This is a genomic window from Rhodococcus sp. KBS0724 (assembly GCF_005938745.2).
Taxonomy (GTDB): Bacteria; Actinomycetota; Actinomycetes; order Mycobacteriales; family Mycobacteriaceae; genus Rhodococcus_F.
This window is the reverse complement of sequence record NZ_VCBX02000001.1, coordinates 6,067,000-6,080,453: the sequence shown is the minus strand read 5'-3', so window position 1 is coordinate 6,080,453 and position 13,454 is coordinate 6,067,000. Positions and strand designations below refer to the sequence as shown.

At 59.3% G+C, this 13,454-nt stretch carries 13 protein-coding genes; 7 read left to right on the top strand and 6 right to left on the bottom strand.

Annotated features, from left to right (window positions below):
• Window positions 1-106 precede the first annotated feature (106 nt).
• The 3 genes from FFI94_RS27990 (at window position 107) to FFI94_RS27980 (ending at window position 3,107) form a co-directional block, all read left to right on the top strand.
• Complete coding sequence (locus tag FFI94_RS27990) at window positions 107-1,486, top strand: GntP family permease (protein ID WP_138870686.1); 1,380 nt, start codon at window positions 107-109, stop codon at window positions 1,484-1,486.
• 9 nt (window positions 1,487-1,495) lie between these two features.
• Window positions 1,496-2,020, top strand: a complete 525-nt coding sequence (locus tag FFI94_RS27985; protein ID WP_138870685.1) for a gluconokinase — start codon at window positions 1,496-1,498, stop codon at window positions 2,018-2,020.
• A gap of 115 nt (window positions 2,021-2,135) precedes the next feature.
• The gene (locus tag FFI94_RS27980) at window positions 2,136-3,107 is read left to right on the top strand and encodes an alpha/beta hydrolase (protein ID WP_138870684.1); all 972 of its coding nucleotides are present in this window, start codon (window positions 2,136-2,138) and stop codon (window positions 3,105-3,107) included.
• 7 nt (window positions 3,108-3,114) lie between these two features.
• Here the strand turns inward: FFI94_RS27980 and FFI94_RS27975 are convergent, their stop codons facing one another.
• The 3 genes from FFI94_RS27975 to FFI94_RS27965 form a co-directional block, all read right to left on the bottom strand.
• Window positions 3,115-3,987 (bottom strand): alpha/beta fold hydrolase, encoded by an 873-nt coding sequence (locus tag FFI94_RS27975; protein WP_138870683.1) that lies wholly within the window; start codon window positions 3,985-3,987, stop codon window positions 3,115-3,117.
• Window positions 3,988-4,157: 170 nt separating this feature from the next.
• Window positions 4,158-4,949: an SDR family oxidoreductase gene (locus tag FFI94_RS27970; protein WP_138870682.1), complete on the bottom strand. Its 792-nt coding sequence runs from the start codon at window positions 4,947-4,949 to the stop codon at window positions 4,158-4,160.
• A 44-nt stretch (window positions 4,950-4,993) separates the two neighbouring features.
• On the bottom strand, window positions 4,994-6,541 hold the full coding sequence (locus tag FFI94_RS27965; RefSeq protein ID WP_138870681.1) for an FAD-dependent oxidoreductase: 1,548 nt from the start codon (window positions 6,539-6,541) through the stop codon (window positions 4,994-4,996).
• A 224-nt stretch (window positions 6,542-6,765) separates the two neighbouring features.
• Here FFI94_RS27965 and FFI94_RS27960 point away from each other — a divergent pair, with 224 nt between their 5' ends.
• Window positions 6,766-7,278, top strand: a complete 513-nt coding sequence (locus FFI94_RS27960; RefSeq protein WP_138870680.1) for a nuclear transport factor 2 family protein — start codon at window positions 6,766-6,768, stop codon at window positions 7,276-7,278.
• A gap of 89 nt (window positions 7,279-7,367) precedes the next feature.
• Here FFI94_RS27960 and FFI94_RS27955 read toward each other — a convergent pair whose 3' ends face one another.
• Together FFI94_RS27955 and FFI94_RS27950 are read right to left on the bottom strand one after the other, a co-directional pair.
• A complete protein-coding gene (locus FFI94_RS27955) occupies window positions 7,368-8,162 on the bottom strand; it encodes an IclR family transcriptional regulator (RefSeq protein WP_138870679.1) in 795 nt (264 codons plus the stop codon).
• Window positions 8,163-8,362: 200 nt separating this feature from the next.
• Complete coding sequence (locus FFI94_RS27950; RefSeq protein ID WP_138870678.1) at window positions 8,363-8,869, bottom strand: flavin reductase family protein; 507 nt, start codon at window positions 8,867-8,869, stop codon at window positions 8,363-8,365.
• A 202-nt stretch (window positions 8,870-9,071) separates the two neighbouring features.
• On the opposite strand from FFI94_RS27950, the gene FFI94_RS27945 reads away from it, so the two are divergent.
• Window positions 9,072-9,746 (top strand): PadR family transcriptional regulator, encoded by a 675-nt coding sequence (locus tag FFI94_RS27945; RefSeq protein ID WP_260684393.1) that lies wholly within the window; start codon window positions 9,072-9,074, stop codon window positions 9,744-9,746.
• A gap of 32 nt (window positions 9,747-9,778) precedes the next feature.
• On the opposite strand, the gene FFI94_RS27940 is transcribed toward FFI94_RS27945, so the two are convergent.
• The gene (locus FFI94_RS27940) at window positions 9,779-10,540 is read right to left on the bottom strand and encodes an IclR family transcriptional regulator (RefSeq protein ID WP_138870677.1); all 762 of its coding nucleotides are present in this window, start codon (window positions 10,538-10,540) and stop codon (window positions 9,779-9,781) included.
• A 316-nt stretch (window positions 10,541-10,856) separates the two neighbouring features.
• Between FFI94_RS27940 and FFI94_RS27935 the strand changes: the two genes are divergently transcribed.
• Window positions 10,857-12,416 (top strand): flavin-containing monooxygenase, encoded by a 1,560-nt coding sequence (locus tag FFI94_RS27935; RefSeq protein WP_397495587.1) that lies wholly within the window; start codon window positions 10,857-10,859, stop codon window positions 12,414-12,416.
• 53 nt (window positions 12,417-12,469) lie between these two features.
• Window positions 12,470-13,396, top strand: a complete 927-nt coding sequence (locus tag FFI94_RS27930; protein ID WP_138870676.1) for an alpha/beta hydrolase — start codon at window positions 12,470-12,472, stop codon at window positions 13,394-13,396.
• Window positions 13,397-13,454: the final 58 nt, after the last annotated feature.

Sequence of the window (13,454 nt, the reverse complement as noted above, 5' to 3'; positions counted from 1 at the left end):
TAAGCCCGATGAAAGTCCGATAAATACTACAAATTAGTGTCTGGTCTTGAAATTGTAGGTTAATTAAGGAACAGTGACCTCCATCACTCGTTGGACTGGAGTCCCTATGCACACCACAGCACTGTTGGCGGCCGAGGTCGTCCCCGCTGGAAGCGATGCTCGACTGATCATCGCAGGCGTCGCCGTCATCATCGCGCTCATCACTTGGCTCGATCTGCACCCCTTCCTTGCTCTGTCGATCGGAGCCGTAGGCGTCGGATTGGCTGCCGGGCTCGGTTCGGCTGAGTCCGTTGCGGCCTTCGTAACAGGGTTCGGCTCGACGATGGGCGGCGTCGGCATTCTCATTGGCTTCGGTGCCATGTTCGGCAAGCTGCTGGCCGACTCCGGCGGTGCTGATCGCGTCGTGGACACCCTCGTCAGCCGATCCAGTGACCGGGCGTTGCCGTGGACGATGGCTCTGGTGGGCGCCGTCATCGGTCTGCCGATGTTTTTCGAGATCGGCCTCGTCCTGCTGATGCCCGTCATCATTCTGGTGGCTCGTAGGTCCGGGCAGTCCTTGATTCGTATCGCGATTCCCACCCTCGCGGGTCTCTCTGCGATGCACGGTCTGGTTCCGCCGCACCCCGGTCCGCTGGTAGCCGTTTCCGCGTTGAACGCGAACCTTGGTCTGACATTGGCGCTTGGTGTACTCGTTGCCATCCCGACGGTGATCCTGGCCGGCCCGGTCTTCGGCAAGATCGCGGCCCGCTGGGTCGACGTCAAAGTTCCCGATCTCTTTGTCACCGGCGAGGATCGGGGCGAAGAGGAGAAGGCGCAGCGCCCCAGCTTTGCGGCCACTCTCGCATCGATCATGCTTCCCGTGGTGCTCATGCTCGGTAAAGCGCTTGCCGAGGTCATTGCCCCTGATTCCGAATCGCTCCCCAAATCGATACTCGACTTCCTCGGAACCCCGGTAGTTGCGTTGGGACTCGCAGTTCTGGTCGGCATGGTGCTGCTCGGACGCGGCGGGGGAATGGATCGCAAGGCCATTTCGAAGTCGCTCGAGAGTTCACTGCCGCCTATCGCCGGCATCCTGTTGATCGTCGGTGCCGGTGGCGGGTTCAAGCAGGTGCTTATCGACACCGGCATCGCCGACGTGATTGCCGACGCGATCAAGGGCAGCAGCTTGCCGGTGCTCTTCCTGGCGTGGCTGGTCGCTGTATTGATCCGCGTCGCAACAGGTTCGGCAACGGTCGCGACAGTCACGGCGTCCGGAATCCTGGCTCCCGTTGCCGCCGAGCTTTCATCCACTCACGTTTCGTTGATGGTGTTGGCAATCGGCGCGGGTTCGCTCTTCCTTTCACACGTCAACGACGCAGGATTCTGGTTGGTCAAGGAATACCTAGGCGTCACCGTTGTGCAGAACCTCAAGACGTGGACGGTGATGGAGTGCATCATCTCGGTATCCGGACTTGCCGGCGTCCTTGTCCTGAGCGCATTTATCTAGGGGTTGGACATGACTGAAAAAGCAGCACAGAAGAACCCCGTGCTTGTCGTGATGGGTGTCTCGGGCTCCGGGAAATCGACTGTCGGCGGAATGATCGCCGGCGCGATGGGCTGGGATCTCCAGGAAGGCGACGATCTGCATCCGCAGGCCAACATCGAGAAGATGGCTACCGGGCATCCGTTGAACGACGACGACCGCTGGCCGTGGTTGGACAAGATCGCACAGTGGATCACGCAGCACACCGATGCCGGGCAACCAGGCATTGTCACGTGCTCGGCTCTCAAGCGCAGCTATCGCGACATTCTGCGAGGCGAGAACGTGGTGTTCGTTCATCTCGCCGGTTCGCGCGCTCAGATCGGCCAGCGGCTGACTGCGCGCCTCGATCACTACATGCCGCCATCACTGCTGGACTCGCAGATCTCCACGCTCGAGCCGATCGACCCGGACGAACAAGCGATCATCATCGACGTCGGTGGCAGTCCGGTCGAGATAGTGGAAGACATTCTGCGGCAGCTCGAAGAGCTCGGCTACTGAGTTCCGGGCGCCAGGTTTCGGGCGCCAGCCTGTCCTGGGGAAATTACGTCGGTTATCGTTCAGTCAAGGTATGTGTAACTCGGATACACAAAATATCTTGACCTGGGAGGACGCTATGCGGACGCGAGATTCGACGGTATGGCATTGGAACGTGAGCCCGCGCGCACGGTTCATCTTTGCTGTCACCAGGACATTTGTGAAGCCCGCATTCACCTACTGGCCGACCAGTGACCGCGGGATCCGGCAACTCGAAAAGCTCGACGCGCTTGCCGATCGCCTCCCCAAGCCCAAGAATCTCGACATCGAACCGCTGACGATGGGCGGGGTTCCCTGTGAGAAGGTGACGCACCCGTGCCGCGCTACCGGCGCGCTCGCGGGAGCCACCATTCTCTACTTCCACGGCGGTGGATTCATCTTCTGCGGACTTGCCACTCACCGAGCACTGTGTGGCCTGCTGTCCGCCAAGGCCGGTGTCCCGGTGATCTCCGTTCGGTACCGGCAATTGCCCGAAGGATCGATCGGCACGTCCGTGGTCGATGCGATGGCCGCGTACACGGCACTTCTCGAGACCGCGGAAGACCCGAACAAGATTGTGGTTGCCGGTGATTCGGCAGGCGGCTATCTGGCAATGAAGGTCGCCGAGATAGCCGCGCTGCGAGGAATCACGCGCCCGGCCGCCGTTATCGGGTACTCGCCGCTCCTCAACGTCGACCTCGAGGATCACGATCCCGATTTCATGAAACGTGATGCGTACCTGCCGATGTCACAGGTCGAGAAACTCAAGGACCGTTGGTTGAACGGACCGGACAACATTGTCGGCGAGCAGTCTCCGATCAAGGCCGACCCCAAGTTGCTTGCGCCCTCATTCCTGGTGTGCGCCGAATACGAACTGATGCGCCCGGATGTCGAGATCATGACCGAAAACTTCATCAAGGCACAGCAAACCGTCGAAACCCACATCTGGAGTGGGCAAATCCATGCTTTCCCGGTGATCGGGAAGGCTCTTCGTGAAGGGCGCACGATTGTCGATCTGAGTATCGCGTTCCTGGAACGGACCCTGGCGTCGAAGCGTCAGATCAGCGCGTGAATCTTCCTTAGTTGTCGGTTTCCGGGCGGGTGAGGAAGGCAAGAACGGCCGAGACCCACGCGTCACGGGCTTCGATCATCGTCCAGTGGCCGCACTTGGGGAAGATGTGCACTTCACCGTTGGGGATGTCGCGCATCGGCAGAATCGCCATGTCGACGGGGCTGACGCGGTCATCGCGGCCCCAGGTGAGCAGGGTCGGAGCCTTGATCTTGTTGAGCTGTGCCCAGTACGGAACGGCCGTCGACGTAGCGGCGGCGGCGCCCATGGCGGCCATGGCCTTGCTGCTGTACATACGACGCGCGATCTCGAGGGTCGTCGGCTCGGTGGCGAGCGCCCAACGCTCTTCGATGAGCTGCTCGGTGACCACGGCGGGGTCGTAGACCATCGACTGCAGCCAGCGGATCAGGCCTTCGCGGGTGGGGTTGTCGGTGAATTCCATGAGGAGCTTGATGCCTTCACCGGGGCCGGGCGAGAAGGTGTTCTTGCCCATGCCGCCGATGGTGACGAGCTTGCTGACGCGGTGCGGTTCGTCGATCGCGACCTTGGTGGCAACGATGCCGCCCATGGAGTTGCCGATCAGGTGGACGGGACCGAGGCCCAGTCCGTCGAGGAAGGCGCTGACCGAAGCCTGAGCCATCATCATCGGATGGCCGTCGCCTGGGTCGCTGACTCCGAAGCCGGGGAACTCGAGCACGTAGCAGTGGAAGTGCTTGGCGAAGTCCGCGAGAACGCCGCGGTAGTTACGCCAACCGGTGACTCCGGGGCCCGATCCGTGCAGCAGCACCAGCGGCGGACCGTCGCCGGCCTCGTGATAGCGGAGCACACCGAGATCGGTCTGCAGCTCTTTCAGAGTGTCCTCGTAGCTCAGTTCAGTCGTCATACTCCGAACGATGCCACCATAATCGGATGCGCACCATCGCCTATCCCGATCAGAGAACAACTCGGGACTGGAAGTGAAAGCCGCCCCGTCCGAGGGTCATTCGAATTCCACTGAAAATAGCAGAGGGTGTACTCGCGCTCTGCGTGTACACCCTCTGGGCGAAGTGTGGATCAGGAGCGATTCAGCAGAGCGCGCATCGCATCGGCAGCGCCCTTGACCAGAGTGTTGCGGGGGAACCCACTCTGTCGCTCGGCCGACTCCTGATTGCCTGCTGTAATCCAGATCGGACCGTCCGCGAGGTGCTCTAGCCCCTCGCGTGCAACATCTTCTGGCTCAGCGGCCTTCATTCCGGGCAGATCGAAATTCAGTCCAGCGCGAACCATCGCCGGGGTCCTGGTGAGTCCGAGGATCAACTCGAGAACATGCACGCCATGGGGAGCCAATTCCAGCCACAGGCTTTCGGCGAAGATTCGTCCGAAGGCCTTGGATGCGGCGTAGATGCCCAACTGCTCGGAGCCGATGTAGCCTGACAGCGAACCGAGCAGCAGAATTCCACCGTGTCCGCGATCTTTCATCAATCCGCCGAAATGATGCGAGAGTTCGAGTTGCTTGTTGACGTTCAGTTCGATGACGCCCCGGAACCCGTCGAGGTCGCCGGTGACGAACTCATGGCCGTAACTGTTTGCGCCGGCATTGAAAATGAGCAGGCCCACCTCGAGGTCGTCAGTGACGTCGCGAATCCGGTCGAGGGCGTCCGGTACAAGCAGATCGAGTGCGAGAGTGCGTACTTCAACTCCGTTAGCGCGCGCCTTTGCTGCAGTTTCCTCGAGAGGACCCGGCTTGCGGGCAATGAGTACGAGGTTGATACCGATCTTGCTGAGCTCGTCGGCAAAGCTCGCGCCGACGCCTTCAGAGCCGCCGGCTACGACTGCCCACGGTCCGTAATACTGAGGATCGATCACAATAGCTCCTTGAAATTGTAGTGCTGTGGGCACAGCACTGTGGATTACTTCATCATGTGTTCGATTGCCCGATAGGAGAACACCATTGCGGTTCCGAGCGGCACTCCGGGGCCGGGGTAGTGTCGACCGCTCAGAGATGCTGCTGTATTTCCTGCGGCGTAAAGCCCTTCGATGCTGGAGCCGTCCGCTCGAAGAACTCGTGCGTCGGCGTCCGTTCGAAGGCCGCCTTTTGTGCCGAGATCGCTGAGAACGATTCGTGCAGCGTAGAAAGGTCCCTGTGAAATCGTGTGCAGCGCCGGGTTAGGAGCGTCGTCCGAATCCGAAGGAGGACAGAAGAACAGGTCATACAGGTCCTCGCCGCGTGTAAAGTCCTCGTCGGTTCCACGTTTCGCAAAGTCGTTGAAACGGGCGACTGTTGCAGAGAGATTCGCGGCCGGTACACCGATCGCAGTAGCGAGCGCATCAATGGTATCGGCCTTTACCCAAGTGCCGGCAGATAGATGGTCGGCCGCAGTCGCTTCAGGCACGGAAATCGCAGGGAGAACTCCTTCGCCCTCGCGTGAATCGAACACCAAGTAAGACGGAATCGCCGGAGTGGCCTTGTCCCGGGCGATCATCGCGCGTCCGAATTGGTCGTAGGGCAGGGACTCGTTCAGGTAACGTTCGCCCTGCGCGTCGACGACGATCCCTCCTCGAAGCCCAACCATGAAAGCTCCACGGCCGTCGGGCATTTCCACCCCCGGACACCACCAGGCTTCGTCAAGCAGGTCCGTTGCCGCACCGATATCGACGGCAGCGTTCACAAGATCACCGGTGTTTGCTCCTTGTGGACCCATACTCCACTGAGCTCTTCCGGGAGTTTTGTTGGCAGTACGCATCTCGCTACTGCCTTCGATACCACCGGCAGCAAGGAGAACTCCGTATTTGGCTTTGATCCGAATGGGGTCTCCATTGGAGTCTGTTGCCTGGACTCCGACAATGCGTTCGCCGTCGACAATCAGTGACCGTGCAGAAGTATTGTTGTGCAGCACTGCATGTCCGGTACCTTCGAGTGCTAGTAACAGTCGGCCGATCAGCGCGCGTCCGCCGATCAGAGTCTCCTCCGGCTGTGCTCCTCCGGCGCGATCGATTCCGGGTTCCGGTCGAATCAAGTGGCGCAGTTCCCCGATGTCGTTGTACGGCAGATCGATCGGATTGATCGCGCGGCCGGAATCCATACGACCTGGGAGCTTGTAGTAGTCGGGAAACGGGCGCCACTCGAACTCCATGTTCGGGTCTCTTTCCAGCAATTCGACGACGGCCGGTGCCGTATCGACAAATGCTTCTTGTCGTTCGAGCTCGTCGTCACCGAGAAGGGCGCGGAGGTAGGTGCGAGCTTTCTCGAGCGAATCACCAATTCCGGCACGTTCCTGAACGGATGTTCCAGCAAGCCAGATTGCTGCTCCGGAGTAGGCGGACGTACCGCCGAATCGTGCTGTCTTCTCCAGGATCACGGTCTTCAAGCCCTGTGCTGCGGCGGTATACGCTCCGGTGAGCGCTCCGCCGCCGGAACCTACGACGATCACGTCGCATTCGGTTGTCCAGTTCTGCATTCTTCCGTTTCCTCACTGCGAATATGTTGAATCTCTACGCAATACCGTGTGGAGGGTGTTCGCCAGGGTGAATCCCATTGGTGGGTTATCGTTTCAGCAGACAACTCGGGTGGCAGTTCGCCACCGCATTCGCAAGGCTCGATTTCAAAGATTCGCCGTGGTGAGGTGTCCGTTCATCGGAACAGGCCGTTGTCCACAGGCAGGCGCACTGACACCATCGTGAAATGGGAACCGAAATCACCTTGACTGTGGACGAGCAACTCCTGGCCATCGAGAGCATCAAGAATACTTTTGCCGCACGACTACGGTGCATGGACAACAAACAATGGGAGTTGTATCCGACGTTGCATACCGAAGACGTTATTTCGGAGACGTGGGGAGGCGCGCCCATCGACAGACAGCCGCAGACTGACGGCGTTGCGAATCGCGTTGTGGGGAACGAACGATTAGCGCGCACAATCAGTTCACTGCTCGACGGCGCCACCAAGATCACATCGGTCCATCACGGGCATACGCCAGAGATCGAACTGACGTCGAACACTACTGCTCGCGGTGTCTGGGCGATGGAGGACAAATTGTGGTGGACGAACGGAGATCGTGAAGAGCATCTACACGGGTACGGTCATTACCATGAGGAATACCGCCAGGAGAGCGGCCGTTGGCTTATCAGCTACCGGTCGTTGACTCGATTGAGAGTGGACGCCACCCCGGACTTTCACTCGTCTGCTCGGTACTGATCGTCGAAGTGCGTGCGCGCGGTAATGAAAGATACGTGGCCGGCAGACTGTTGGACGAAAGTGCACCTGATGGATGCGGCCACCCAGGATCACGAAGCTTCGCGGTGGTCCCCTGATTTGAGATCGTTGGCAACGCATGCATCCCAGATATTTCGAGCTGCGATGCGAACCGTGCCGACAAGCTGATTCATCTTCATGTCTTCGATGGGCCCACAGACCGAGATTGCCGCCCGATTGCCGTACTGGTGGTCCCGGGGGCCGATTGATGTTGCAACACAGCCGATCCCCGCCACAGTTTCTTCACGATCCATCGCCACGCCATGATTGCGGACGCGTTCGAGTTCCTCATAGAGTCGCTCGTGCGAGGTGATGCTGTAAGCCGTCGACTGACGAAGCGGACCCGCTGTTGTGTTGCGCATTCGTTCGGGTTCGAGATTGGCCAAAATGGCTTTGCCGACGCCGGTCAGGTGCGCGGGGATTCGGGCCCCAACTTTGGTCGGAAGCGACAGAGGTTTTCTACCCGGGATGCGATCAAGATAAAGAGCGTCACCCTTGTTCAGGACTGCAAGATGCACCGTGAGCCCGGAAGAGCGTGCCAGTCGGTTCAATACGGGGAGGGCGCCATGACGGAGCCGGTTCTGGTTGAGCGCCCATTGTCCGACTTCGTAAGATCTGGTGCCGAATTCGTACCGGTGCTCTTCTCGCGCAACCCATTGCGCCTCGACAAGTTGCTCGAGAAGTCGGTGAGCGGTCGAACGAGGAATCCCGGTCTTGTGGGTTATCTGTGAAAGCGTCAGAGGGCCGGCCCCTTTGAAGGATTCGAGGATGACCGAAATTCGATCGACGACGGACACCAGATCGTCTACGTTGCGTGTGCTTCTCACCGTAATCTCCTGACCTTGACCTCAATGCTGTGATGACGGTCACCCTAGTGAGCTCGGGTCGGTCTTCGCAAACGGTTGACCCACCTCGCGGGAACATCCGTCTCATTGATTCGTGACTGCGAATTTGCTGTCCGGTTCAGTGTGAGGAGGTCGTGATCGGAGCTATCGGTTGGTATCGAAATAGCCTGGGCAGGAGTACTTCAGAGACCGTAGTTGCCTCGGAAGAAAACCAAGGGTGCATCGTTTTCTCGCTCGACGCGTAGGTTGCGAACTGCTCCGACAACGATGTGATGGTCGCCGCCGTCGTGGATTGTCTCGATGTCGCAGTCGATCCAGGCGAGCGCGCTCGTGATCAAGACGGCCCCGTGTCGAATTTCCCACGGAGTGGACCCGAATTTGGTTCCGGCGGATGATCCGAATGCTACGCACGCTGCTTGCTGGTCGTGTGCGAGGACGTTTGCAGTGAATCGTCCGGTGGCAGCGATGCGTGGCCAACTTGTCGAGTTCTTTCCCGGACAGACGAGTATCTGTGGCGGGTCGATCGACAACGAAGTGAAAGATTGGCAGGCGAAGCCGATCGGGTCTCCGTCCGGCGACAGACCGGTGATGACGGTAACCCCGCTACAGAAGTTTCCGAGCGTATTTCTGAACTGCGCGGCATTCAGCCGCCCTTCGTTGCGGGATCCTCGAAGGTCGCCGGTAATCATATGAGGAACATTGTCAGTAGTTGTGCGTGGTAGGGACATTCGTCTCCCTCAGTGACTGTGGTGCGTGATGCGCAGAAGTAATTGTCGGGTTCCGTGAGTATCGATGGAGTGGCTATTCCCGTCAGTCGGGAAGAAAAGTAGCCCGTTCCGTTCAGTGGGGACAGTCCTAGGTGCGAAGTCACATCGTTGTTAGGCTGTGGCCGTGCCCGATCCGAATGACTCATCCCTACCGGCCTTGCCTGCGACGAGTTGGGCAGTGTTGGGAATGCTCACATTCGGTGAAGAATTGAGCGGCACCGATCTGAAGAAGTGGGCAGATTGGAGCGTGGGTTTCTACTACTGGAGCCCGTCGCTCAGTCAGGTCTACGCGGAGTTGAAGAAACTGGAGACTCTGGGCTTTGTGCAGTCGCGAGAGATTTCGGAGTGGGGCGAACGTACCCGTCGCATCTTCGGAATAACGCAATCGGGAGTAGATGCGGTCCGGATATGGTCCCGGGAGTCCCCGGTTGAGTTTCCGGTACTGAAGCACGGCGTCATGTTGCGTTTGTGGATGGGCCATCTGAACGATCCGGATCACTTGAAGGCGATTGTGCGCACTCACATCGTGAACCTCGAGGAAAAGATGGCTAAGGCAGTCGAGCATGCCGATCATTCGGAAGGTGAGCCGGGATGGGCTTTTTCGAAGATGAGTCTCCGCTGGGCGGCACGCCACTTTCAGGCCGAGATCGATCTGGCTCGTGATTTGCTCGAGGAAATCGACGAGGCTGCCGCTTTGTTCGCGCAGAGTCGTGTCGACGCACTCGGCCTACCGACTCCGGTCGATCCGGGAATTTGGAAGTCTGTTGACGACGGAATGCGGAAGCCACGGTCGGACTGATTCTTTCCGATCGAGAGTGAGCGGATTCGCGATCAACGCAACGTCAGTCCGTGCGGCGTCGACCGTAAGGTCTTGCTACGCTGCAATGTTGGAACAACATGGTTGTTGACGCGCCGCCAGACTGCGGTAGCTGTACTGACCAGGATTTCCGTCAGCCGTGGATCTGGTGGATTCAAGGGGAGTTGGTGACTCGGTCCGGACAGCGACAGGGCAGATGTTGCCGACCCAATCGGCCCGATTGGAGCGGCGATAGAGCCGAATCCTTCGATCGGTGTATGCCGCTCACATGCGATACCGGTTTCACGAAGTCGGTCGAACGACTCTCCTGATGCTCCGTTGTACGCCAGCAAGATCCTGCCGAGTGCAACCTGGTCTGCTTTGTCGCGTGATCCGACGCGGTTCGGGACAGCGCCGGCAAGGCGGCCGCCGACGTACTCGTGATATACGAGTTCGTCGCCGTCGAGGGCTGCAAGTTGGACCGCGAGTCCGGTGGCACGATGCAGTTCGTGTAGGTGCGGAATGATGGCCGAGTGCAGTCGGTCCTGTCGCACCGCCAATGATCCGAGTTCCATCAGACGCAAGCCCAGCGTGTAGTCGTGACCGTCACGCTGCAGCCATCGCAGTTGGACGAGATGCTCGAGCATGCGATGTGCCGATGAACGTGGCAATCCTGTGCGGCGAACAATCTGAGCCAGCGTAAGGTTCGCGCTCCCGTCGAAGGTGTCGAGCAGAAGAGAAACGCGATCGAGAAAGGCGCTCGGGGTTGAGCGGTCGATCGTCGACTGGATCGTCATGGGGCTAGCTCCTGTTCCGCTGTTTCTCCACCAAAAGCCTTGTACTTCGGTATTCCTATTAGGAATCATGACACGGCTCGGCGGATTTGTGAAGCAGCTCACCGATTGAGGGTCATCGTTGCGGGGCGACCGCTGGACGGGAGATCTGGTTCTCATCGCCTGTCGGGCCACTTATCGTGGCGGCACGCAAGTGTTCCGGATGTCGGGCATCGGCGACGGATTTCGAGAGGGATGTCGCATCGTGAGTACCAATAAAAGTGTGGACAAGAGCAGTGCCGACGTCGACGTAATAGTTGTCGGGGCGGGTATAGCGGGGATGTACGCAGTGCATACCTTGCGACAACGGGGATTGAGGGTTCAGGGATACGAAGCAGCTTCTGGCGTTGGTGGAACCTGGTATCACAACCGCTATCCTGGCGCGCGATGCGACATCGAGAGCTTGGACTACTCCTACTCGTTTTCCGAAGAGCTTCAGCAGGATTGGGAGTGGAGTGAGCGTTACGCCACCCAGCCGGAGATATTGAGCTATCTCGAACATGTGGCGAAACGGTTCGACCTGAATCGGAGCTTCCAGTTCGATACCCGAATCGCCTCGGCCACGTTCGACGAATCCACGTCGAGATGGCACGTTGTCACCGAAGCGAACGATCAAGTGTCAGCCAAATTTTGCATTTTCGCGACGGGATGCCTGTCGGCCGCGAATCTGCCCGATATAGCCGGGCGAGACGATTACACAGGCGAGTCGTACCACACTGGGCAGTGGCCGCACGACGGAGTTGACTTCCGAGGCAAACGCGTTGGCGTGATCGGAACCGGCTCGTCGGGTATTCAATCGATACCGCTGATCGCGGAGTCTGCGGAACATGTGTACGTCTTCCAACGTAGCGCCAACTACTCGATCCCCGCCGGCAACCATCCGTTGGCTCCGGAGGCAAGGCATGAAAGCAAGGCGAATTACGCAGAGCGGCGCAGGCTTTCATGGATGAGCGGTGGCGGGTCGCCATTCACTCCGTATCCCAAGCGCGCGATGGAGGTCGACGATGCCGAGCGAACCCGTGTGTACGAGGAATGGTGGAAGCGTGGGGGAGTACTTTTCGGTAAAGCCTTTCCTGATCAGACCTCGAGCATCGAAGCCAACGACACGGCGCGTAGGTTCGCGGAGGCGAAGATACGCGAACTGGTGCACGATCCCGAGATTGCCGAGGCGCTGACACCGAAGGATCATCCGATCGGTACCAAGCGCATCGTGACCGATGACGGGTATTACGAGACGTTCAACCGCGACAACGTCTCGCTTGTGGACTTGCGCAACGCGCCGATCGATCGCATTACCGCCGACGGTATCAAGACGAGCGCCGAGGACTTCGAACTCGATATGATCGTTTACGCAACCGGTTTCGATGCGATGACCGGATCGTTGAATCGCATCGACATTCGCGGGCGCGGGGGCCGTCGGCTCCGCAACGAATGGTCCGCCGGACCGCGTACATATCTCGGACTGGGTGTGCACGGCTTTCCGAACATGTTCATCGTGACCGGGCCTGGCAGTCCAAGTGTGCTGTCGAATATGGTCCTTGCTGCTGAACAGCACGTCAATTGGATCGCCAGCTGCCTGGATCACATGGGTGAGCACGGCGCCGAAACGATCGAAGCGAGCGCCGAGGCGGTGGAGACGTGGGTCGAGGAATGCAACGACCGCGCGTCGGCGACGCTTTTTCCTTCGGCGAATTCGTGGTACATGGGAGCCAATATTCCCGGCAAGCCCCGAGTGTTCATGCCCTACATCGGTGGCTTCGGCGTCTACGGGCAAATCTTGCGCGAGGTCGCGGAGGCCGGATACAAAGGATTTGAACTGGACGGTGCGGTGTCCCCGTAGCAGGCGATTTCCACACCGAGATAACAGAATTCAAAGCAATCAGGAGATCATCCATGACAGTGCATCCCGAAGTCGCGGCAATGCTCGCCGCGCTGGAATCCGGATTCCCGGACGTCACAAAATTCCCGCCAGACGAATTGCGTGAGCTGATCCGTAGTCGACGTGCTCCGCTGCAGGCTCTGCCGGACATGCTTGCAGTTCACGATCTCACCATCGACGGTCCTGGCGGAGACTTGGCGTTGAGAGTGTTCCGGCCGCACGAAGATCGCCATGATCTGCCGGTTGTAGTGTTCGCTCACGGCGGGGGTTTCGTATTCTGCGATCTGGACAGTCACGACGAATTCTGTCGCTCGATGGCAGAAGGTGTTGGCGCTGTTGTGGTTGCAGTTGACTACAGGCTCGCTCCGGAGCATCAGGCTCCGGCAGCGCATGATGATATGTACGCAGCCTTGGAATGGGTGGCGAAGAACGCCGGCGACTATGGCGCAGATCCGTCCAGGATCGTCCTCGCCGGGGACAGTGCCGGTGGCAATCTAGCCGCCACGGTATCCATTGCGGCAAGAGATCGAGGGGGCCCGGCGATTGCGGCACAGGTTCTCATGTACCCGGTGATAGACGATGATTTCGAGACGGAATCGTATCGGCTGTACGGCACCGGTCACTACAACACCACCTCGGCGATGAAGTGGTACTGGCAGCAGTATGCACCCCACGGAACCGGCGATCCGCGAGTGGTTCCGACGAGGGCGCAGAGTCTTGCCGGCCTACCGCCTGCGGTAATTGTCACGGCGGAATTGGATCCGCCGTGTACATCGGGTGACACGTACGCGCAGATGTTGGAGGCGGCTGGCGTGCTCGTCCGGCATCACCGTTTCGATGGACTGTTTCACGGATTTCTGACGTTCAAGTCGCTCTCGTTCACGGAACCCGCTCGTCGTGATATCTGGGCGATGCTCCGCGGAGTCCTCGACGAGAGATAGGAGCTATTGCGCGTTGGCGCATGCTCGAACGACACTCGAGTTCGGGTTGACTGTAGCG